Origin of the sequence: Psychrobacter sp. JCM 18900, assembly GCF_904846625.1 — a bacterium.
GTDB lineage: Bacteria > Pseudomonadota > Gammaproteobacteria > Pseudomonadales > Moraxellaceae > Psychrobacter.
Window position 1 is genome coordinate 418,852 of sequence record NZ_CAJHBL010000001.1, and the last position, 24,584, is coordinate 443,435.

General features: G+C 41.4%; 14 protein-coding genes and 2 tRNA genes. 11 read left to right on the top strand and 5 right to left on the bottom strand.

Annotated elements, in window-relative coordinates:
• The first annotated feature begins 488 nt into the window (after positions 1 to 488).
• From JMX96_RS01665 to JMX96_RS01710, 11 genes are all read left to right on the top strand, one after another.
• The gene (locus JMX96_RS01665; RefSeq protein WP_201566900.1) at positions 489 to 1,538 is read left to right on the top strand and encodes an ABC transporter substrate-binding protein; all 1,050 of its coding nucleotides are present in this window, start codon (positions 489 to 491) and stop codon (positions 1,536 to 1,538) included.
• A gap of 77 nt (positions 1,539 to 1,615) precedes the next feature.
• Positions 1,616 to 2,656, top strand: a complete 1,041-nt coding sequence (locus JMX96_RS01670; protein ID WP_201566901.1) for an ABC transporter substrate-binding protein — start codon at positions 1,616 to 1,618, stop codon at positions 2,654 to 2,656.
• 441 nt (positions 2,657 to 3,097) lie between these two features.
• Positions 3,098 to 3,997: an ABC transporter permease gene (locus JMX96_RS01675; RefSeq protein WP_101204314.1), complete on the top strand. Its 900-nt coding sequence runs from the start codon at positions 3,098 to 3,100 to the stop codon at positions 3,995 to 3,997.
• 64 nt (positions 3,998 to 4,061) lie between these two features.
• Entirely contained in the window at positions 4,062 to 4,856 is a 795-nt protein-coding gene (locus JMX96_RS01680; RefSeq protein WP_201566902.1) for an ABC transporter ATP-binding protein, read from the top strand.
• Positions 4,857 to 5,071: 215 nt separating this feature from the next.
• Positions 5,072 to 7,393, top strand: coding sequence for an FdhF/YdeP family oxidoreductase (locus tag JMX96_RS01685; RefSeq protein WP_201566903.1), 2,322 nt, complete (start codon positions 5,072 to 5,074; stop codon positions 7,391 to 7,393).
• A gap of 94 nt (positions 7,394 to 7,487) precedes the next feature.
• Entirely contained in the window at positions 7,488 to 8,570 is a 1,083-nt protein-coding gene (fdhD, locus tag JMX96_RS01690) for a formate dehydrogenase accessory sulfurtransferase FdhD (protein WP_227676845.1), read from the top strand.
• 783 nt (positions 8,571 to 9,353) lie between these two features.
• On the top strand, positions 9,354 to 11,003 hold the full coding sequence (locus JMX96_RS01695; RefSeq protein ID WP_224737969.1) for a sodium:solute symporter family protein: 1,650 nt from the start codon (positions 9,354 to 9,356) through the stop codon (positions 11,001 to 11,003).
• An 84-nt stretch (positions 11,004 to 11,087) separates the two neighbouring features.
• A complete protein-coding gene (locus tag JMX96_RS13600; protein WP_211181310.1) occupies positions 11,088 to 11,222 on the top strand; it encodes a putative transporter small subunit in 135 nt (44 codons plus the stop codon).
• 181 nt (positions 11,223 to 11,403) lie between these two features.
• Positions 11,404 to 11,477: transfer RNA gene (locus tag JMX96_RS01700), tRNA-Cys, on the top strand.
• Between the two features lie 124 nt (positions 11,478 to 11,601).
• Positions 11,602 to 11,688 (top strand) — tRNA-Leu (locus JMX96_RS01705).
• Between the two features lie 164 nt (positions 11,689 to 11,852).
• Complete coding sequence (locus JMX96_RS01710) at positions 11,853 to 13,217, top strand: tyrosine-type recombinase/integrase (protein WP_201566905.1); 1,365 nt, start codon at positions 11,853 to 11,855, stop codon at positions 13,215 to 13,217.
• 83 nt (positions 13,218 to 13,300) lie between these two features.
• Here JMX96_RS01710 and JMX96_RS01715 read toward each other — a convergent pair whose 3' ends face one another.
• The 5 genes from JMX96_RS01715 to JMX96_RS01735 are packed head-to-tail and all read right to left on the bottom strand — an operon-like array spanning position 13,301 to position 24,584.
• Positions 13,301 to 14,338 carry a hypothetical protein gene (locus JMX96_RS01715; protein WP_201566906.1) on the bottom strand — a complete coding sequence of 346 codons (1,038 nt, stop codon included), beginning with the start codon at positions 14,336 to 14,338 and terminating at the stop codon, positions 13,301 to 13,303.
• A 44-nt stretch (positions 14,339 to 14,382) separates the two neighbouring features.
• On the bottom strand, positions 14,383 to 16,881 hold the full coding sequence (gene pglZ, locus JMX96_RS01720; protein ID WP_201566908.1) for a BREX-1 system phosphatase PglZ type A: 2,499 nt from the start codon (positions 16,879 to 16,881) through the stop codon (positions 14,383 to 14,385).
• Positions 16,881 to 20,357, bottom strand: coding sequence for a BREX-1 system adenine-specific DNA-methyltransferase PglX (pglX, locus tag JMX96_RS01725; protein ID WP_201566910.1), 3,477 nt, complete (start codon positions 20,355 to 20,357; stop codon positions 16,881 to 16,883). The genes pglZ and pglX overlap by 1 nt, the downstream gene beginning before the upstream one ends.
• The gene (brxC, locus tag JMX96_RS01730; protein WP_265088975.1) at positions 20,357 to 24,022 is read right to left on the bottom strand and encodes a BREX system P-loop protein BrxC; all 3,666 of its coding nucleotides are present in this window, start codon (positions 24,020 to 24,022) and stop codon (positions 20,357 to 20,359) included. The genes pglX and brxC overlap by 1 nt, the downstream gene beginning before the upstream one ends.
• Positions 23,973 to 24,584 (bottom strand): DUF1788 domain-containing protein, encoded by a 612-nt coding sequence (locus tag JMX96_RS01735; RefSeq protein ID WP_201566912.1) that lies wholly within the window; start codon positions 24,582 to 24,584, stop codon positions 23,973 to 23,975. Before JMX96_RS01735 ends, brxC begins: the two co-directional genes overlap by 50 nt.

The window sequence follows — 24,584 nt, forward strand, 5'->3', positions numbered from 1 at the left end:
GTTTCTCGTATGAAAATTAGCTTACGTTAATTATGAAGTGAGTACGTAATAGATGCGTTGCTAGGATGTAAGCGTTTTGCATATGGTTTGAGCAAACAAAAGTACCCTAGTGACATCTGTTATATTTAGATCTACATAAGAGCTTCAATGCATCACGCGTCTTAATAAGATAAAAAGAAGTGATGATTTTTTTATTATCCATCACCATGACCGCTACACATTAATTTTTTATTGCGATAACTTACATTACTGTCATAATATGAACATAATAATCGATGGAACGATTACTTTATTTAATTGTTAGCCTGCTATCTCAGCATCAACATAGCATTGACTTGGCTAATCTGCATTCTTCAATATCATGGCAAAAAACCAAAGTACACCAAACAGATGAGCAAAATTACTACTATATAAATTAGTAGGCTCAGTCAGTCTGGCAGTATCCATTTGGTTTTTGCGATTGATATAACCTATGAGTTAACCTAATAATGACTATCGCTTCTACTCTACGCTTAAGCCTATATGGCGTTGCTCTTAGTGCCATTAGCACACTTGGACTAATCGGCTGCTCAAACTCCTCTACCGAGGCCGCAGCGACTGCTGAAAATAGCACGGCTACAGACAAACCTGCCAAATCAATTGCCATTACTCAAATCGTTGAGCATCCATCATTAGATGATATGCGCCGCGGTATTATTGATGAATTGGCTGATAACGGCTATGTCGAAGGTCAAAACCTAACTGTTAATTTTCAAAGTGCACAAGGGAATACAGCGACCGCAGGACAGATTGCCAAGCAATTTGCAGGAGACAATCCAGATGCGATCGTAGCAATCTCAACGCCTTCTGCGCAGTCAGTGGTAGCCGCGACCACCACTATCCCTATTATCTACACCGCTGTATCAGATCCGCTAGGTGCCAAGCTTATCACAGCAGATGGCAAGCCCTTTCAAAGCAATTTGACTGGACTATCAAGCCAGCTGCCATTAGAGCCGCAATTGGATTTGTTACAGCAAATAAAACCCGACTTGAAGACCATTGGTTATGTCTATAGCCCAGGCGAAGCAAACTCAGTATCATTGCGTGAGAACCTAAAACAAGCTCTGCCAGCACGAGGTCTGTCACTATTAGACATTCCTGCCAATCGTCCAACGGATATCGGTATGGCGACGCGCAGCTTGCAAGGACGTGCAGATATTATTTATACCTCATTTGACAACAATGTTGCCTCTGCCTTTGAAGCCATGACTCAAGCAGCAAATGAGCTCAAGTTACCGATTATCGCGTCTGATGAATTCAGTGTAAAACGCGGCGCGACTGCTGCGCTTGGTGTTAATGACTATGACTTTGGTCGTACCACTGGCAAGATGGTATATCGCGTGTTAAATGGCGAAGCGGTTAACACCATCAAACCTGAAGTCATGAATGATCTGACCCTATATGTCAGTCCTAAGCACGCCAAAACACAAGGTGTCAGCTTGCCAGCAGAGTTACTAAAAAACGCCATCAATGTTGATATTGATGCCGAAACCAAATAAAAAGTAGTAAGCTATCTATTAGCTCGTCAATTATTTATATAGTGTATGGACACACTATTATTTTAGGAGTAAGACCCATGTTGTCTCAAAATCGTTTTGGTCGTTTTAATTTCGGTAAGGCTTTATTATTAGGCGGTGTATGTACGGCTATCTTGACTGGTTGTAACCAATCAGCGCAAGATGATGGCTCCACTGATGCTGCCGCTGGTGGTGATGCAGCGACGGCTATGAAGACCGTTGCTATTACCGCTATCGTCGAACATCCAGCACTTGATGATGTACGTAAAGGTGTCATCGACGAGCTAAACGAAGCAGGATTTAAAGACGGTGAAAACCTAAAGGTTAACTTCCAAAGCGCGCAAGGAAACACTGCTACTGCTGGTCAGATTGCCAAGCAATTTGTCGCTGATGCACCAGACGTTATCGTCGCTATCGCAACACCGTCTGCGCAGTCTGTTGCCGCTTCTACTAGCAGCATTCCATTGGTATTCTCAGCAGTTACTGACCCAGTAGCCGCAAAACTGGTACCTAAGCTAGATGGCTCTGGCACCAACGTCACAGGCGCATCAGATGCCCTACCATATGAGCCACAGATTGATTTGATGCGTCAAATCATTCCATCATTAAAGAACGTCGGTTACGTCTATAGCCCAGGTGAAGTCAACTCAACGATTATCTTAAAAAATCTAAAAGAGAAGCTAACGCCGCTCGGTATCAATGTACTTGAAGCACCTGCACAGCGTAGTAACGACATCGCAATGGCAGCCCGTAGTCTCGAAGGTAAGGTCGATATGATCTACACTTCAACTGACAACAACGTAGTATCAGCGTACGAGTCACTTTATCAAATCGCTAAACAAAGTAAGATTCCTCTTATTGCCTCAGACACTAGCTCAGTTGAGCGCGGTGCTGTTGCTGCCTTAGGCGTGAACTACTATGAGCTTGGCCGCGAAACTGGTAAAATTGTCGTACGTATCTTAAACGGTGAAAAAGCAGGTGCTATCCCTGTTTACACTCCACAAGCGCTTGATCTATATGTCAGTCCAAAACACGCTAAAGAAGAAGGCATTACGTTGCCACAAGCGGTTATCGATAAAGCTAAAGAAGTGGTAGAATAACGCACCTTTGTATTTGGCTCAAAATAGCAGGTATAAATAGGAAAGCGACACTACTTAATACTGTGTTGTATACCTTAAATATACAGCTAATGATTAAATAAGAAACCCAGCTATGAGTCATTAGGCTGGGCTTCTTGTCTAAACAGAGTCTTTTTTGCAGGCGTGTTTAATAGTGCTGTATTTGTCTGAGAATTTATCTGATACTTGTTAAGTAGATGATATGTTGATTGATTACATTGCAGTGCCCTGAACCATTGCTTCAAACCAAGGTAGCTTATGATCGTTGTTAATCGTGATATGTTTTGGTTTACCCTAACCGCAGATTGCTTAATCTGTTAAATTCACCGCTTAGCTGTTTAGCAGGTAGATGATTTTGGCAGTTGCCATTTACTTATCTTGGTACCATACGCTAGACACTTGGTTATGACTTACTGATCTCTTATGTCTTTAATTGCTTTTTTTGGTGCGCTTGAAAGTGGTCTGATTTATGGCCTAGTAGCACTCGGTGTGCTTATCTCATTTCGTACGCTCGACTTTCCTGATTTGACCGCTGACGGTAGTTTTCCGTTAGGTGGCGCAGTTGCTGGTATTTCTATCATCGCTGGTATCAACCCATGGTTGGCCTGTGCTTTTGGGATGTTAGCAGGTTCAGTCGCTGGTATCGTCACTGCATGGTTGCATGTCAAACTTGGCATCTTGCAACTGCTTGCCAGTATCTTGGTCATGGTTGCCTTATATTCTGTCAACCTACGCATCATGGGCGCGCCAAACCTACCCTTGCTTGGCGAAACCACAGTGTTTAGCACCTTGGTGACCGATGGTAATGGTTATTGGATGCGCTGCCTGATTATTGGTGTCGTTGTCGCAGCTGCCATGTTATTTTTGAACTGGTTCTATAGCACTGAGACAGGTCTGTCGATGCGCGCTACTGGCTCAAATCTAAGAATGGCACAGGCTCAAGGTATCAATACTTCTTGGATGACCATCATCGGTATGGCGATTTCTAACGGTTTGATTGCCCTAGCAGGTGCGCTGTTTGTGCAGACTCAGGGCGGCGCAGATATCTCGATTGGTATCGGTACGATTGTTATCGGTCTAGCAGCGGTCATCATCGGTGAGACGATCATTCCTGCCAAGCGTATTTGGCTGATTACCTTTGCCGTTGTTGTCGGCGCGGTATTGTACAAACTGTTTATCCAGGTTGCACTATCAAGCGATACGCTACGTAGTATCGGCTTTGGTCCACAGGATTTGAACTTGATTACCGCATTGCTCGTGGTACTAGCCTTGGTATTGCCAAAAGCGAAAACCAAGTTTTTATCACGCAAGGTTCGCGCCTAATGACAGTCAAAGCAGGTATTTTTAACACTTGCTTCGCTTGAAGAGACAATAAGGAATAACGATTATGATGCAAGCCACCGATTTACGGTTGACCTTTAACCCAGGCACGCCTATCGAAAACCCTGCCCTACGTGGTATCAGCTTAAACATTGCTGACGGTGAATTTGTTACTGTCATTGGTACCAATGGCGCAGGTAAATCTACTTTTTTGAATGCAGTAAGCGGTACGACGCGCGTCGATAGTGGCTCAATCTTGCTAAATGGCATTGATGTGACCAAAAAGTCTGCCCATCAACGCGCGCATTGGGTTGCTCGCGTCTTTCAGGATCCGATGGCCGGTACTTGTGAAGCGCTAACGATCGAAGAAAATATGGCTTTGGCCTACAAACGTGGCGGTAATCGCGGTCTGAAATTTGCATTGAACCAGAACAACCGTGATTTGTTCCGAGAAAAACTATCCGTTTTAAAATTAGGTTTAGAAAATCGTCTAACCGATCGTATGGGTCTACTCTCTGGTGGTCAACGTCAGGCAGTAAGTCTGCTAATGGCATCATTGCAGCCCTCTAAGATTTTGTTGCTTGATGAGCATACTGCAGCTCTCGATCCTAAGACTGCGGCGTTTGTCTTAGAATTGACTGATAAGATTGTCACGGACAATAAGTTAACCACGATGATGGTCACCCATTCAATGCAACAAGCATTGGCACATGGCACACGCACCGTTATGCTGCATCAGGGTCAAGTCGTATTAGATGTAGCTGGTGATATTCGTAAAGGCATGACCGTACATGATCTACTCGATATGTTTGAGCAAACACGTGGCGAAACAGTTGAAGACGACAGTTTGATTTTAAGCTAAGTTTTGAGCTAATACTGCCAATAACTTACGACTTATAAATTTGTACCTGTCGGATATAACCATTTTCGACAACTTCAAAGACCTTCAAGAGAATTGATTTTTCTTGGAGGTTTTTTGTTATCTATAGTTAATGATCATATGAACTTTTCACTGACCATTATATAGTTGTCGTCTATCAAAGCTTCGCTGTTGTCACTTACTATATGAGGTCTGTCATGCGCAAAATCCCTATTTACTCCCACCCTGCTGCTGGTTGGCCTGCGCTGATCTCATCTACCCAAAAGCTAATGGACTATAAGACATTTTTGCGCGGCGGTATAAGTGTGTTTAAAAGCAATCAGCCCCAAGGCGGATTTGACTGCCCAGGCTGTGCTTGGCCTGACCATAAGTCACACAAAGCTATTGATGTTTGTGAGAACGGCATTAAAGTCATTGCCAGTGAGACTATGACCCACAAAGCAGATGCTGACTTTTTTACAAGGCATACCGTCACTGAGCTACAGAGCTGGACTGGTTACGAGCTTGAACATAGTGGTCGTTTATCAGAGCCGATGTATTACGATGCGGCGCAAGATCGCTATGTTCCTATTCCTTGGGAAGCCGCTTACAGCTTAATCGCTGAACAGTTAGGACAATTAAATTCACCTGATGAGGCGCTATTTTATACATCAGGCCGTGTGACTAACGAGCCCGCCTTCTTATTTCAGTTATTTGTACGCTGCTTTGGTACCAATAATTTACCTGATTGCTCAAATATGTGTCACGAGCCAACCTCAGTAATGCTAAGCAGACAACTAGGTATTGGTAAAGCAACGGTTAAGTTAGAAGATTTTGAACAAGCCAAACTTATCTTGATGTTTGGGCAAAATCCAGCGACCAATCACCCACGAATGCTAGAAATGCTCGCCCATGCGCATGAGCAAGGCTGTCGAATCCTCTCGATTAATCCCATGCGCGAACAAGGTTTAAATAAGTTTAGAAATCCACAAAAACCAACGCACATGGCAGCCGGTCAAAGCGCTGACATGGTCGATGACGTTATTCAAATTCAAATCGGCGGTGATGCAGCGTTATTGACGGGCATTGCCAAGTGGTTAATCGAAAACGATAAAATCAATCATGACTTTATTACCACTCATACTTCAGGCTTTGAACCTCTTAAACAGTGGCTGACAGAGCAATCATGGTCAGATATCACACTTGGCTGCGGTATTTCTCAGACAGATATTATTAATCTCGCTGAGTTAGTAGCTGATAGTCCAGCAACGATTTGCACGTGGGGCATGGGCATTACTCAGCACGTACAGGGTGATGATAATGTCGCGATGATTACCAACTTGCTCCTCATGATGGGCATGATTGGTATCGATGGCGCTGGTGCATCTCCAGTACGGGGACACTCCAACGTACAGGGCGATCGCACTATGGGTATCCATGAACGCCCTAGCAAAAGCTTATTAGACAGTTTAGAGCGTGTATTTGAGCACCCTATGCCGCAAGAGCATGGCTACGATGTCGTCACAGGTGCCAAAGCCCTTATCGCAGGTAAACTAAAAGTCTTTATGGGCATGGGTGGTAACTACGCAGTGGCGGCACCTGATACCAGCGCTATTGAGCAAGCCTTAACCACTACTCAGCTTAATATATTTGTCGGTACTAAGCTCAATGAGACTATGCTATACCCTGGTGCTAATAATTTGATCCTACCTTGCTTAGGCCGTACCGAGCGTATTGTCACAACAAAGGGTGAGCAATTTGCCACTATCGAAGACTCTATGTGTCAGATCGTACCTACTCAAGGCAAGCTTAAACCTGTTAGCGATACTTTAAAATCTGAAGTGCAAATCGTAGCGGATATCGCGACCCATGTACTCAGCGCCGACACGTCTATTCCTTGGCTTGCGATGAGTGAAGATTTCGATATTATTCGAGACTATATCGCTCAAGCTATTAACGGATTTGAAGACTTTAATCAGCGTATTCGCACCTCTGAGCGTGGCTTTCATTTGTATCATGCGGCGCGTCATCGTGTATGGAATACCAAAAGCGGCAAAGCCCAGTTTGAAGTACCACAATATCCGATTACTTTTGTCGCTGCACAAATGGCAGCCGCAAATGATATCGATGACCATGCAGATACAGCACAAAAGGTTTGGCAATTGACCAGTGTCCGCAGCCATGACCAATTCAACACTATGATTTTTGGGTTTAAAGACCGCTATCGTCAAACGGATCGCCGTGACGTGCTATTCATGCATCCCGATGAAATAAGTCGTTTAGGTTGGCAAAAAGGTGACCGTGTTATGGTTACTCGCCAGCGTGCTAAAGATAGCCTAGAGCAACCACGCATATTGGGCCCATTGGTATTGAGCGAGATGGATATTGCCTCCAACGCTGTTGCCGCTTACTATCCTGAATGCAATGACCTCTTTGATTTAGAGACACATGCGCCAGACTCTCATATCCCAGCATACAAATCGACCACCGTCGTTTTAGAGCGCGTAGAGGCAAATACGTCGACCGCTACGCCTGCGTAAATCATACTGTGGAGAGTCAATAAAAATGACATTTTCATTGGATCTCCCTTTAAGTGACCGTAAGCACACTCATAATTTTAGGCCATAATAAATCGTGATAACCATTGAAAATAATGCTGCACAAAGTGAGGCTCTTATTGACCCTACTATAATAGATAATTCAACTAGCTCTAAGATAGTTGCACCTGAATTGCCTAGCGGTGATAGGTTGTCAGAGACACCACTTGCTCGTAATCATTTAGCACAAAAGCATCATTACCCTTCAGTTATTAGTGACCCTAATAATGACTCTCATCTTCAAATCGAATCTCAGAGCACCAGCTTAGCCGTAGAAGCTGCGGTCTCTATCATTATTAATGGGATTCATTATGCTGTGCTGATGGCTAGTCCTCATCAGTTAGAGTACTTGGCTGTTGGGTTCTTATTTAGCGAAGGATTAATTCAATACAGTCACGAGTTACTCGACTGGGAAGTGACTCACCTTGCAGATCTAGCTAGCTATCAGCAGTTTGCTCAAGATTCGAATGACGAAGATCTTGATTCAGTATCGATTGAACAAAGCTTAGAACAATTTCAAGATTACGATATCTATGTCGTGGAGTTGGTATTGAGCCAACGCTGCCATCAACGTATCCAAGCACAAAAACGACAGCTCGCAGGGCGCACAGGCTGCGGTATGTGCGGTATTACTGGATTAACACAAGCTTTGCCTGATTTAAGTGCTTACTCTCAAAGCAGTCTACAGTCCGACCATAATCAATCGACAAGCAACGATAGTGCTAAGACGACTGTTCCAAGTCTTGACTACCTACTGGCACTGCGTCAACAAGTGGATACCGCGCAGCATACACATCAGCTGACAGGTGCGGTACATGCCGCAGCAACGATACATAATCAGCAGCTGTATTTATTTGAGGATGTAGGCCGCCACAATGCACTCGATAAACTTATCGGCTGGCAATTACGCCAAAAAGCAAACGTTAGCTGTGTGCTTATGACTTCGCGTCTCTCTATTGAACTGGTTCAAAAATCTATTCGAAGTCAAATCCCGTGGCTAGTTGGCATGTCAGCACCTACCAGTACAGCAGTGCGCGTGGCTGAGCGTTATGGCCTTGGATTGGCTGGTTTTTTACGTGATAACCGAGTCACTTACTATACCAAACAAGATAATATATAAAAATTCACTTCTACTTGTTCGTTAAGAACAACCATCTATCGCTCATTATCTATTTTTTCTAATGAAAGTTTCAGTTACTTACTCATAGTTATCATTTAGCTCATAGCGATATATTACTCAATGCTACTCATAATAAAACCCTATCTTTCAATACTTTATTAAACATCTTATTAAATCTCTTTAAATAAATACTTATATGTTATCTTCAGTCATTGTCTGGTAAATATCGGATAATGTTTGAGGTTGGTGACATAATAGGTTACTCTTACCGCGCAAATATGTTACAGGTACTTAACAAATATGTAGTTTTATTTATTAATGCCGCTTAGTAATACATCAATCGCAATAGATAAGTAGAGACTTCCTACCTATTGCTTGTTACAGCTGACAAGGCTGTCTAAATCGAGTTCGGGTCATGCCATCATGGCTTAGTGCTTATTCGTAATTCCGCTATAGACACTCATCACATGAGTTTTCTTTAGCATGTAGCTACCTTTGTGTATGCCTATTAATAGCGTGATGGTTTACCCATTAACTGACGCCTATCGAAAGTAGTCCTTGTCTTTTTGATTTGACACTATTTGTCTTATCAAGATTTGGGCGCGACACTTAGCATTTGCTTACCACTACAGTTGGTATTTTCGCTATTTATATTAGCCACATACGTTCGGTATGAGGGCTGTGTAGGCTATGCTGTATTCCTAATGGTTTGGTATCTTTCGTTTTTACTGAACTTTATTCATCAACTAACAATTGCGAGGTCTGAGTTTGAAAACTGAGTCATTGTTCCAATTTTCATCATTAACGATTATTTTATTATTATTAGCATTTTATGGCGGCACCTATTTACTGTCTCTATTAATCAAAAAAGATAAAGAGACAACTTCTGGGTTTATGGTCGCAGGTCACGGTGTTGGCTTTGGTATGGGTGCAGCCAGTATGACCGCCACTTGGATTTGGGCCGCCTCATTTTATGCTGCGGCTACTTCTGGTTATAAATATGGCGTCTCAGGGCCGATACATTATGGCTTTTGGGGTGCATTGATGATTTTATTCATCTATCCTTTCGGTATGCGCTTTCGTGAATTGGCACCAGACGGTCATACACTAGGTGAACTTATTCATGCCCGCCACGGTTCATCAAGCCAATTAATCTTAGCCATATCCAATATTATGGGCAGTTTAATTAGCTTGATGGTCAACTTTACCGCTGCTGGAGCATTGGTGTCGGTTCTGTCGCCATTATCGTTCCAAACAGGGGTAATGATCGCAGGTATCGGTGTACTAAGTTATACATTGACATCAGGGTTTAGAGCATCTGTCTTTACGGATTTCGCCCAGTTGGTCGCTCTAATGGCCATTGGTATTGTTATTATTCCCGCCGTGTTATTTGCCATGGGTGGCCCTGAAGTCATGGTCAGCGGCTTATCAAACCTGACATTAGAGCAGCAGAACTTCTTCTCCTCTGAGGCATTCTTTCAACAAGGTGCGCCTTACTTCGTCGCTGTATTAGCATATGCTATCGGTAATCAAACCATCACTCAGCGCCTATTTGCGATCGATAAAACCAAGATTAAAGCGACGTTTATCACTGCTACAGTCGGCTATGCTGGTATCGTTATTGGTCTTGGGATGATTGGACTAATGGCTGTGACGATTGGCGTCGAACCACTCGATGGCAATATGAATAACCTTATCCCTCAAATGGTCAGTACTTATTTGCACCCTGTCTTTATCGCCTTATTCTTCATCTTAGTGATCGGCTCATTGTCGTCAACCGCTGACTCAGATTTATCAGCGCTATCAACCATTATGATGGCGGATGTCTACGGTAAAAACATCGCCAAAAAAGGCCATGTTAAACCTAAAACCATGATGCTAATTGGTCGAGGCACGATGATTGTTGCGACAGCAGCTGGACTAATTTTTGCGAGCTTTAAGCTTGATATTCTCGTCATGCTAGTGTTTGTGGGTGCACTATGGGGTGCTATTGTCTTCCCTGTAATTGCCAGTGTGTTTTGGAATCGCGTCACCAATACTGCTTTTACCTCAGCAGTGATCGTCGGACTACTCTTATTTTGCGTTGCCCGTTTCGAACTACTTCCAATCACTGGTGTCACTGCCCTATTCTTTGAAATACTGGCTAGTGTCGGTGCAGCCGTCGTTATTGGTCTAATGGTCTTTGGGTTCTTAGGTCGTAAGATTGGCATGGTCGCCGCAGCTATCACGCTTGTGCTGATGCTTATCTTCGCTACTGGCTTCTTACGTCAATATATGGTCCTGCTAGCCTCTCTAACGGCTTACGGTGCTAGTACCGTCGTCTGTGTGATTATCAGCCTGATGGGAGACGAACATTTCGACTTCGACTTAATTAAGCAGCGCGTGGGCAATTACGATAAAAAATCGGAAATACCATCGTCACTTAAATCTTAAACCAAAGTCGCTTTATCCGAGTACCGATTAGCCAGTAGTATTTGGCTAGTCGCTACTTACTTAGCAATATTATAAGGAGATATCATGGACAACGTTTTTATCTACGGCTTATATATCTTAATTTGGCCCGCCATTACTCTTGGCGTACTCGTATTAATTTGCACGGCCACTTATCGCGATGTTAAGAGTGCCAAACGTGACAATAGAGATATTGTTTAACGCATTATATTTTAAACCATTATCATTAAACGCTGGTTTACTGACGGCTTAAAAAAGCCTATTAATAGCATAAATGTCCTGAAATTGGGGCTAAATATAGACAAGATAATAAATAAGCTGTTTTTAACGAAAAAAGGACTTGTAATTTACTATATTTTTGCTAATATAGGCGACCTTGATTGGCTGGATGGCAGAGTGGTCATGCAGCGGACTGCAACTCCGTTAACGCCGGTTCGATTCCGACTCCAGCCTCCAATTATTTATTAACTTTACGTTAATTTTGGCTTGCATTATTATCACAACCGATTATAATAGCGACCACTTATCTAGTAACTAGATGGTCTATCAGCTAGTTTACATTTTAGATAAAACAAGTTTTGCCCGGGTGGTGAAATTGGTAGACACAAGGGATTTAAAATCCCTCGCTAGCAATAGCGTGCCGGTTCAAGTCCGGCTCCGGGTACCATTACATAGTCCTATACTATCTTATAGAACAGCTAAAGCCCCTGATATCAGGGGCTTTGTTGTATCTGGCGTTCTATACTGTCCTATGAATCTATCCTAATCCATGCACTTTGAGTATACTGTCAAGTATACCGAGTTTTGAGTCTACTCATGGAGACCTAGGATATGGAAAGAAAAGCGATTAGTTCAGACCGAAGCATTAGCAGTCATAAACCTGAAGATAAGAAGTACTTCGTTGCTGTCAAAAATCATCCCAAACTCTTCTTAATGGTGCGTCCTACTGAAACCAAATCATGGATGTATCGCTACTACCCACCTTCAAACCCCAAACAAAGTATTATCTCCATCGGTATATATCCGAGTATCTCGTATGCTCGTGCCTGTGAAGTTTGGCGTGAGTATGAAGATCTGTTAAGCAAAGGTATTGACCCAAAACTCCATCGTGAAGAAATAAAGAAAAGCATTATTAGTAAAACTAAAAACTCTTTTAATCATTTTGCATGGGAGTACTTTGACGGTCTAGATCAAACTCAGAAGAGCAATACCCTCATTCGTAAGAAAGGTCGTCTTGATCTTATATGCAAATATATTGGTGACGAGCCAATCAGCGAGATCACCTCTCCTAAAATGCTTGAAGTCCTGTTAGACATTCAAGCTAACTCATTAAATAAAGCTGGCAAACCCACAGATAAGGCTGAACGCTGTGCAGGTATCGCCAGCGACGTATTTGTCTATGCTGGTGCTCGCGGCTTCTGTAGTAGCAATCCAGCTGCCTTGATCAAAAGCCAATTGGCTAAATCGAGCTATGGTCATCGTCCTGCGATCACTAAGCCTAAAGAATTAGCTAAGCTGCTACGTGATATCGAGACTATAGAAGGTGATCCAAACACTATCAATTCCCTTAGGCTATTAGCATTACTCTTTGTGCGTAATGGTGATCTACGCCGTATGCGCTGGGCTGACTTAGATCTGGAAGCTGGTAGGTGGCGGTTAAAGCCTTTAAAAGGCCAAGGCAAGGTAAATATGGTCAAGGACATGGTCGTGCCCCTACCTCGTCAAGCAGTAGCTATTTTGCGTGAGCAGCAGCAAATCAATGGTCATACTAAATTTGTCTTCTACAGTGAGACAGCAAAAAAGCATCAGATCATCTCTGATGCGACAGCGAATAAGCGTTTAAAAGATTTGGGCTACAAAGACATTCATTGTGCTCACGGCTTTAGAGCTACAGCGAAAACCATCTTACAAGAGCAATTAAAGTATCCTCTCGTGCTTGTTGAGATGGCTTTGGGTCATACAACCAAAGATCCTAATGGCACGGCATATGGTCGATTCGAATACATTGACGATCGTAGTGATATGATGCAGAAGTGGGCTGATTATTTAGATGCTTTGCGAGAAGGTAGAGATACGGCAAAGTTTAGAGCGGATGCGCAAACCAAAGCTGACTCTACCGCGCAGCTACAAGCATTAATTGATCAGCTTGGTGAGGACAAAGTGCTTGGATTACTTAGCCGTAAAGTCTCCGGCTAAAATTTAAAAAAATATTGAGCAATATAATATTTACTAAAAACTGATTGTAAGCTAATAGCCTTACATTAAGAAAGGTGTGAGTCCTATCTCATTTTATCAGACGTTTGATCGACATAGTAAATCGCTTGCGCTAGTCTATCAATCGCTTTGGCCTCTTCATTACTATAATGATCTTTATTGATCATACTCGACAAACCCCTTCGCATTCTTGTTATATATCCTTTCGGATACATAAGCTTGCAAGTATCTTCATAAGATTCTTCTATGTATCTATAAAGGTTCTTAATGTGGGCTATTTCAGACTCTATGCATCGATTACTGTTTCTAAGCTGCACATCATCATAGTTTAATTTTTTTGTTTCTGACTTGAACTTCTGAATATTCTTCTCACGGCCGTTAACAGAGGAATAAAGCAAGGCTGCAACTGGAATAAAAAATACAACGCCTAATGCAACTATACCGCCATTAATACCATCCCCACCTGATACTAAAGAGCCACCGCCAAACCATGCCAAAGTAGCATTAGTTTCTGCAGCACCTGACAAAGATTGGATAGAGGTTCCAGTGGAAGCATTTCCAAACATTGATACCAAGCCTAATAATGCCATAACTAAAATAGCGCCAATCAATGCACCAAACATCACTGCTACAATTGGCTTTATATAAAACTTTGATATACGTTTTAAAGGGTATAACTCCTCTGGTACAAAGCTATACAGGTTAAGCTTTTGCTCTAGTTCATATTTATCGTAAGGCTGTTTACACAAGCTTTTACTTTTTTCTATCAGTTTAAAGTTATGGATAGTAGTATTTTCTAGCTTCTTTAATAAAGCATTAGTTTGGTTACGAACGTCAATATGTTGGTTAAACGCATCGCTATATTTTGCAAAGCTACTTTCGTATTCCTGGTTACTTATACTCATAGATGCTTGATCATCAATAGTATTATCAATTGGTAATACTTTGATTTTACTACGAACTTTTAGTTTTGTAAGTTTGAAACGCCTGTCGCTTTTTATTTTTCTTATAACAGCAAATAATATTACTCCTAGTACCACGACCAATACCACCCAACCGAGCGTAGTTACTTCAGATGTCATTGCTATATCAGTCGTGTCCACTGCGGTATAACTCCTCTTACAGATACTCTATGCATCAAAACAGTTTAAAAATCAAAATCACTAGTAAATGAACGTCTTACTGTATATTTAAGCGATTTGTATTCTTTATAATGAGAAGTTCCGCCTACTTTTTCTTCTAGCTTTAAAACAACCTCTTGACCGTTAAGCTCATCGATTCTACGCGTGAAAATCAAGTTTACCTGCTGCTCACGCGCGCGCGGGTTTTCTGAGCGTAAATCGAATGTCATCTCATAGCTATCTGAGATCAACTCACCTGATTCAGTGTAGACACCTACTCTCAGTACGCGAGGCTGATTTTTTTCAGTGACAGGGGTACTTTGGTATAAGCTAACAGTAAGCTCCTCTGTAGTAATTAAAGAGTTCGATCCGCGTAAAATATCCACTTCAACTGCTGTAGTATCACTTTGCCTTTTTTTATTGATGCTAACGACGGGCACGACAACTTCCTGCAATGATGCTCCGCCATGTACAAAGCGGCTTCCCGAGCCACTAAGTCTTAAGCGATTAATCGACTTAGGTATCTGTACTTCAACATCACCAATTAAACCGAGCGCTTCAGAGCTAAACTTATGCAAGCCTGGTGAATCAACCAATCCCTTACCCAGTATAAATCGACGATCTTTGTATAATACTTCTTTGCCTCTTACTTCAGCACCTGAAAAATCGCTCTGATCTATCTCACGGTTTTGGTAAATAAAACCGTGATCAGCCGTGATTAAAATATTATTAGCATTAGCTGCTGCTAGCTTCTTAATGATTTTCATTAAATCGCTAAGCGTCTTTTCTGCCGCTTCAAACGCTTGCCCTTCAGAGAGCATTTTATCGCCAGTATGATCAATCCGATTATGATAAATATAAATGATGTCATTAGCTTTTAATAGCTCTCGACTACCATCTCTATTAAGTTGCATAAAATCATCGGCAGTGATCGCATCTCCTCGATCTTGCAACGCAGCTTTAAGTATCTTACTTCTATTGGACGTTCCTTGAGAGCTTTGTCCATTCACAAGCACTGTGCCTGACGTGTTGTCTGCTATAGATAATGTCTCGTTCGGTAGGAGCGCTGCCATACCAAGCTGAGTATAGCTAGGCAACATAGACAGCATAGGCGCTATATCAGCACTGTAGCGATCTTCTTGACGTATTAAGCTGACCAGTTCATCCGCTATCTCATAGCGCATGGCATCGGAGATAATAACGTATATTTTGTTGTTGTTATCTAGAAACGGTTTCACCCAATGCTTAAAGAACCTATCCTGCCTAAGAATTGGCGCAGCATTCCATTGGCTTTCAGATTCTACGAACTCCTGAAAGCGATTACCTAATCTGAGTAAATAGTTATTAGAGTATATATTCTCTATTTTATCGTTGAGATGGTTGAGGAGTGATACTTCTCCAGACTCAAGTTTATGGTAGATAAACTTACGATAAAGCTGATCAAGCTTGTACCAAGACTGGGTATAACGCTCTACCCCTTGTACAAAGCTATCCATATCGATTTTGACTTGGTTAAAATTAGCTATAAACTGCGCTGCATTATCAAGGGCTTGATAGGTATGCTCAAACTCAGCGTACCAGTGACTCTGACGACGCTGGCGAATCCAAATAGCCATTTGTTCAGCGGTAAAGTCACTTTGTAAGACTGCATTAGCTAGCGCGCTAATTATCTTGTTATCAATTAAGCGAAAGTAGTCTATATCGATGAGCTGTTTAAAATCTCTACTACTGAGATCGTCTCTAATATCAAGATCATCAGAAAATTTATCGGATAACATCTCAAAGCTGTCTTGATATTGTCTACTGTCTTTCCAACGTTTGAGAAATACCAAAGCATCATTGGACAGCTTTACCTGACCATCCGTTGCCATTGCATAGCTAGATTTAAAGAGCTCAATGGCAAAATCATGAATACTAGGCTCATCAGATTTGTAGCCATAGTAGCGATTCATTTGCTCCCAGAAAAAGCCATCAAGAGCAGATCGACTAATCAGACTCATCTTTTCATCTTTATCATTGGCCAAGTCCTGCAACAGACTCTCAACGACTGTGTCCATTTTAGGCTCGCTCTTAGCACAAACAGCCAGCATCTTTAGCTGAACCATACCTGAGCTATCACTGGGCTCTATAAGCTTATTTAGAGCCTCTTTACGGCTTTTAGCGCGAAAGAACTCTGCATGATCTTTTAAGACCTCTGCAAACTCAATACCTAATGATAGCTCCGAGAGCCAGATAGCAACTTGGTCAGTACGGAATTCCCCGTGAGCCAGCTGTACATCCAATAGCCAATTATCTAATAGCGCAGGCTGAGCACCTGCACGATAAAGCAGAAATTTTTGATTAGGCTGCTCACGTATTATTTTATATTTAACACTGAACTCATTGTTATCTAGGACGATTTTTTCAATATCTTCTAGTACTAGACTGTCAAAGTCATCACGCAGCTCATGCTTGGCATCGTACCAAAAAACAATACGATGTTTTTTAAAGAGCTGCTGTAATGCGTTGATGATGCGATCATTCATTAGCTAAGCCCCGTCACTTTCTTTAATGCCTTACCAAATTTAGGATAGTTTACTTTTACACCATCATCTAGGTCTATCTCTATTTGTTTAGTGGCTAATGGATACAGTACCTCACGCTCATAATCTTCCATCTCTGTGATCATTTTGTTAGTGATATCTAGCTTCTTTTGTGCTTTTGTTTTTTCACTTTGGCTTTGACTGGCACTAATATTGATCGCATTAAGCTGATCTTTATAAGCATTAAGCTTAGTACGGAACTCACGTAGATAGTCATTGAGCACGATACTTACCGTATCTGGCTGATAGCGATGCATGTAAATCAGAGCACTGAAGTTACCACTGGTGAATAGCCAATAGATAGGACGTTTCTTATAACGTTTTACGTGATCGTCATAGAAGTCTTTTAAGAAGTAATCACGAATATCACGTGGCTTGTCATTCTTGCCAAGCGCTTGCTCAATGAATTGCATGTTGCTCTCATACTGCTCTTCGCCAAAAGCCACTTTTATGAATTTACGGAAGCGCTCAACAATATCGTCGCTGAACCAACCATCGTCTAAGATAGGAATCACATTGTTTTTATCAGGCATGAAGCTTGGATTAGGTATCTGTTCAAAATACTGCTCTATTTTGTCACCTTGGTTGGCAAGTATCAGTCCAGGCTTATCTAAGCTATAGCGACCAAACATACAGCCAACGGCATACGAGATCAGCTCACGCATAGTATCGGCTAGCAAAAGCGTCTCAAGCTCCTCTGCTGTCTTCTCACCACCATAACGGTAATAAGGGTTACAGGTTAGGGTTATTTCTTTTAATGGAACCTCAGGGGTAAGTTCGTCTTGTAAGCCATAAGCATCAATAAAAATACGGTTATTTTCTTCTTCTAAGCGCTGCATGTCATAGGTCATTTGTTGCCAATGAGCGCGTAGCTCGATATAAGTATCTTTAAGTGCTGACTTACGGTGTTCATCTTTAAGCAATGGTGAGGTTTTAAATTCCCATGAAGTTTCATAAGAATCCCAGTCACCTTTAGATATGTCTACAAGTGCAAGCTCATCTGTTTGTAAGGATGTAACACCCTTTTTAATGGGCGTATTACCAATCACTCCATTGCTATAATGCATACCTTGCAGACTAACATTCACAAGTTCCTGAAATACTTTTGAGTTTGAGAAAGCAAATATATTCTTAGCATTTACACCTTGCATTTGAATAGCCGTTGGTCCTGCAGTATCAAAAACAAAACCTTCGGGAATGTGCCGTGAGTTGAAATAACTTGAAGTTAAATCAGACCACGAAAAACCACCTTTTAGATAATCAACTTCATTTCTAATTACTGATTTATCGAAAGCTTTCAATTCTGAACCAGAGTTCTCCCAATTAACTAACCATTCGTTATTACCGTACCACCTCCTAAACGTTCCACCTTTACTATGAGGAAACCATTTATCAATTCCTGAGTATGTAGCTAATGGGGTTTTTCTCATTTCAACTTCATGCCATCTTCTTAAAAACCTATCATTATCTGCAGTCGCTAAACCCTGCCGAGGTTTCATAAACTTACTAAATGGCACTCCGTTCTTGAAAATCTTTTTAATATTATCTGAAATCCAAAATGCTATAGGTTTGCTAGGTAATCCTAGAAAATCGGTAGTACTAGCCTTATAGCTCCAATCAACATCAGTCTGATCAATAGCCTCTAGTACTTTTGGCGCTTGTATGTTCTCACCCTTAAAGTCAGTCAATTTAATAAAACGACCTTCGTAAGTCATTGAAGGTTTTTTGTGAACTGTGAAAGTACAGACAGGTACGCACGCTGGACCAAAAGAATTATATTCTAATTGTACTAACGAAGTTATGTGACAGTTAGATAACAAGTCTTCTCTAAAAGCTTCAAACGAACCTATAAACATCCATAAAAATGGTGTTATAAAGCCAAGCTCACCTTTATCTAAAACAATACCTAAACACCTTTCAACAAACATAGAGAATAAGTCAGACTTGCTATTTGGATATTCCTTCTTAGACCAAGCTTTCAGTCTACCATTCATACCTTTTCCACCCATGTAAGGTGGGTTAGCAACAACTATATGATAATGAGGGCTTAAATAATCAGCCTGTTTTAATAGCTTGAGTACTTTTTGATGAGTCTGACTTAAGAATAACTGCCCTGATACATCAGCAGCATGTAACTGCTCTAAAACCTCAGCAACGTCTTTCAGCTCTGGTCTGATCAACGAGCCAAAGTTATCGGCTTCATCAAATTGACGCAAGGTTATTTCTAGATCAGCCGTAAATAAATCACGACCGATGAAGTCCATATACTCATCTAGCTCATCGTCATCAAAACTGATAGGCTCAAGCACACAGATATTTGGACGCACATCTGTATTGAAGAATCGACGATGACGATCACGTGCTTTCATAGTCAATGCAAACGCAGCCAACTCACCAGCTCGTTCGTCAATCTCAATACCATACAAGTTATGCGTTAAGATTAGCGAAGGTATGTCTGCTGCACCGTAGCCTTGCTCTTCATAGATTGCATATAGCAGATCAAACGCATAAGTCAGCATGTGACCTGAGCCACATGCTGGATCACATATTTTTAGATCTTTTGGACTCTCTACTTTTAGATAATCTGTATCATCATTGTCCTCAGCAGGCTTTATGTAGTACTCCATACGGTCAGCCAGCTTAGACTCAGGATGATTCAATAACCATAATCGGCCAAGCGAGTTTTCTACCAAATAGCGTACGATCCAGTGTGGCGTGAATAGCTGAGTAGCCGCTGGAATATTTTCTGGTGTCACTTTCTCATTTTTCTTTAATCTTGCAAATACATCGTCTTTTTTATCTGATATATAAAACTGATATAACCAACCGATGACTTCAACGTCTTTACAAGCACTTGCTGGCATGGCTTCACGCATATCAGCGAGTACTGAGCTACTGGAAAGCAAGTCATCAGGCATTAGCAACTCTGTATAGTCGTCGATACGCTGGAATAAGAATGGCATGGACTCATGCCATTGATTACAGTACGCAACTAGTAGCAGACGATAAACTTCTGCTTCAGGATTTTGACTGGGCGCTCTGCCATTTAACAGATTGAGGATTTGCTCACGGACTGCTTCTGATACCACTCGCTCATCAATGTCTCCAGCCTTTGCCAGCGCTAGTACTTCAGGCTGAGTATCTTCAGCAGCAGCAGAGACTACAAGGCTGCGGTTATAGCGATTCATATCCATGAAGCGAAGCGCACAGAAGCGGTTAAACCAAATATAAGCAATACGCTCGACGACTTCCTGTTCAGACTGCTGCTTGATTAGCTCCTCTAGCTTTTTAACAGCGATAGGATTCTCACGTCTGGCTAAACTTTCTTCTGCGCGTACAAATTTGAGCTTAGTAGCGACTTGTTCAATCAAAGTGACACGTGCCTGTTGAGCAAATTTTTTGAGTTTGGTCGTTTCCATTAGATATAGATCCTTTTACCTTTACGTATTTCGCTGAGCAGTGCCTCACTCATCGCCTTTAGATAACGCTCTACATCGGTCTCGTTCTCTATCCAAGCTCGATCGTAATCCACCCTGATTTTGTTTGAGTTGATATACTCATTTTTAGGCTCACTCACCTGTTTAGGCTCAGATAGCGCAGACACTTGTGATTGGTCTTTATCACTCTTATCACCGTTGTTAGTACTTACCTTTGCAGGCGTTGGTGGTGGCTTGGGCGTTGCCATTACTACCATTTTCTGCAATAAAGTTGCATAGCCCTTGTCTTCAAAGTATCGCAATCTATCATTAATAACGGCAATCAACTTCTCTTCATTCACCTTATCAATCAGTTGTGTATAAGGAGCGTCAAGTTCTGCCTGTCTGATATCTGGAAGTTTTTTATACTCATCCATCTCTTGCATACGCGACTGCATTTGTTTAAGCGCTTCAATCGATTGGCTACGAGCTTCCTGTAGGGCATCATTGACCTTGTCTTTCAAGCTGGCTAATAGCACTTTGACCTGTTGGATCTTACTGCCTTTATATATAGAGGTATCGTTTAGACTGGCCTCAAGCACCCTCACCTGTTCTCTTTCGATATAATCAAAGTTCGCTGATTGATCTTTCAAGAAATTTTGAGTGTTATCATATATTTCTCTTTGAGAACCATTCATAAAATTGTAAATAGGATCTATCAGCTGCTCTTTGATCTTCAGAAGCTCATCTTCAATATCTTCGTTAAGGTCAGTTAAAAACCATGCGTAGGATGATTTTGAAAGCTTTTTGATTTGCTGAATAGCGGGATCTAATGCACTCAAGAAAGGATATCGTGCGGCCTGTGCATACCAACCCTCCAAATCTTGTAACATCTCTTTAAAAGCATCAATGGTCTCATTGCCTAGTGCTTTTGCCTCATTGTTACTAGCAGGCTTAGCAAAAAAGTCTTCATAAAACTCTTTGAGATGACGAACTTGTGACGAAGAAAATTCAACTTGGGGCTCTAATACCAAATTGCTTTGACGTTGACTATTTACTAAAGCGCGCGCAAGCTCACTGTCCTCTAATATGTTGCCATCCATTCGAACTTCGACTTTGCCATTTACACATAGCTTTGCAAGGGTGCTGAGCACAGCTGCGTATGACCATCCGTATGGTTTTTTTTCAAACTGTTCTAACAACCCTTTTACTGTCGTCCGTATAGCCGCACTAGCATTTCTTTGGATAAAAGATAATACATCACGCTCTGGCTCGGCTAATGTAGCTATATCGGCACCCAACATGTCTTGTTGGGTAGAGTCGAGAATCTTGGCAACATCAGCCTCTGTGTAAGATGCATCGCGTAGCATACGTAGATGAGGGTATGATCTAGAAACAAGCTCATTGAAGCCTTTCTCAATACGTAATTGAGCGTCTTCTGAGCTAACATTTAGCTCCGTACCTGCTACGAGTAGTTTTGCCTGACTCATGAGACTTTTTATTCGCTGTAGCAACTCGGCCTGACGCTTAGTATTTTGTTGTCCTTTCTCGCCTAAGATACGTTTTACTGTCTCTTGCTGAGCAATAGAATAATTTTGCCTGACATATTTCTCTGTACGTTTGTACATCGTTATATCACTCATCAAGCGAGAATCGGCTGGCAAGATTACAAATAATTCATCGCTAGAAAAGTTAGATTTATTAGACATCATCTCTTCATTTTCAGCATGCTCATAAAACGGGCTGATGACATTGATACCTATCTCGTATTCACGACCATATAACTTATCATCAAGCTTTCGTGAAAAAGAATAGTCTTGTCCTTGGCTACCTGATGCGCCGCTACTGTAACGAATCTTGCGACTTTTAATCACTTGATCAAAGATTATGCTTTCAAGCTCACTAGCCACATCAGCTGCTTCTACTTCCGTATTTTTTATCTCTTCTTCAATATCTTTTTCTTCGTCCGTCAAATACTCGTACATATCTCCTGTACGTTGTACATAGGTCTCATCCTCTAGTAGATTAAGCGCCTCTTCAACACGCTGACGGAGTACAGCTACATCCTCACCAAAGCTACTTAGCATTAAAACACAGATATTACGAATTGTGGATTTGAATCCATCAACATATTTCACTAAAAACAAGGCTTTTAATACTTGTACTGCAAATTTGTTATCTAAATGGGTTTCTGCATTGATGACAGCTCGTTGGATGTTTGACTTCAATGCGGTACGAATACCTTCAAACATTAAATCAAAAGTTGCTAGCTGACCTATGTCATGATCACCTACTTTTATTGCTACTTGTTGAAACACACCCAGCATCGAACGCTCACCAACTGAGCTATGCTTACCCTCAAAAGCATTATGTAATGATAGATCAGCAATCGCAGACTGAAACAAGCTGAACTGGTAAGGGATGAATGGATAGCTGTTTATAAAGTGTTCTTTGTCTTTAAAATTTCTATATGTCTGTGATCCATCAGCGAAATCAAACAGCGTTTTAAAATTGTTTGACTGATTATCATATATGCCAGATAGCAACTTAGCACCTTCATCTGTCTTAACGAGGAGACGCTTTTGGATAACTTCTGCTACGTTGGCACTGGTTAGCTTCATACGGTTAGCAAAGCGAGCTTGAATTTTTGAAAAGTCATTACTTTGTTGCTTGCCCATCTCACCAACAACAGTCCCCATATCTTCTTGGGCGGTTACAATAATCCAAGAACGCCCACGAGACTTGGTCGCTAAGCTCTCAGCGATAGTCTGAAGGTTGGTCATAAGCTTAACGTTTTCAGCTATATATTGCCCCACCTCATCAACAAAGAAGTTTAGACGAAACTCAGTGTAGCCATTTTCTTTAATCTGACGCTCAATATAATCATCAACTTGAGAAGCGAAATCTTCAATCGATACATGATACTGACTACGGTATTTATCTAAAATACCCATAGCTAGCGCCTGATCTTCTCCAGTAACCTGACTATAAGCTTGAGCAATATTCTTTGCTTCAAGTATTGCCTGCTCACGTCCTTTTTCCCAAGGCTTATTAGCGATAGATTCATATGCCTCTTTGAAGCTACCATAAAGTTTTCGACTATCGAGGTCACGTTCAAACTGAGCAATATGTCCCTGCTTACCGTAGTAGCCACACATTTCATCGAAAACTTTAACAAATACTGCCAATAAAGCATCAACCTGTGTCTTACTAATAACATCTGCTTTTTGATCAATGTTAAACAAAATGCTTTTAGAGGGAATCGCAACCGCGTTTTTAATACCAGAGCTCAATGCATCATTATCACCACACTTAGGCAAGAATAACTCCAGTGCCGATGTGTTATCTATTTGGCGATTCTCAAGTAATAGCGCCAACATTTTCAATAAGTGTGATTTTCCCGAACCAAAAAACCCAGAAAGCCAGACACCATTAGCAACCTGATAGTCGTTGTAAGCATCGAAAAATGATATTAGACGACTCTCTACCTCATCGGTTAATACATACTCTTCTAACTCTAGGCGTAGGCTTGCTTCATCGTCAGCTTTAATTACACCTTCAATTGGACGGTTTACTGGTTTTTGAAATATTGTTTTAAGGGCTGTCATATCTGTCTCATTATGCTTCACAGTGATAAATGTTGAATGCTCGATAGTATTTGTCATCATGCAGTCTGCCAAATAAATCAAGCGATGCGCCAGACTCTAAAGAATGAGTATAGGCTCCTGGAAAAAAGATAACGGTTGGTTTTTCTTTGGCTGTACTTTGTAAGTTATTCAAAATGTTATGTGAACGTATATATGGGAAAACTTCACCAACACCTGATAGAAAAAGAACATCGTATTCTGTATTACTTAGCTTCTTAGCAATCGCTGGTGCCAAATGAGACTCAGGATCTAAAACTCCTTGAAGCAACTCTTTCAGCTGTTCTTTGTCAATCTGCTGTTCCATTTCTAGTATCTGATCAAAAATCTCGCGCTCTTTAAGTAGATCTATAGACAGATCGTACAAATTTATAGCCAAGATATTGATACCATTCTTCTGTAACTGCTTAGTTAATTGGTCTTCAAGGCGCAGCATCTCGTTTGATTCTTCAGGCCTAAAAGGACAAATGAAGAATGGAACCTCATTACCTAGACCCTGCATCTTAAGGAAGTTCTCACTTGAAATGACAGAAAAAAGATGGTCATAACTTTTTTTATCACATGCTTGTACGTTGCTCATAGTCAT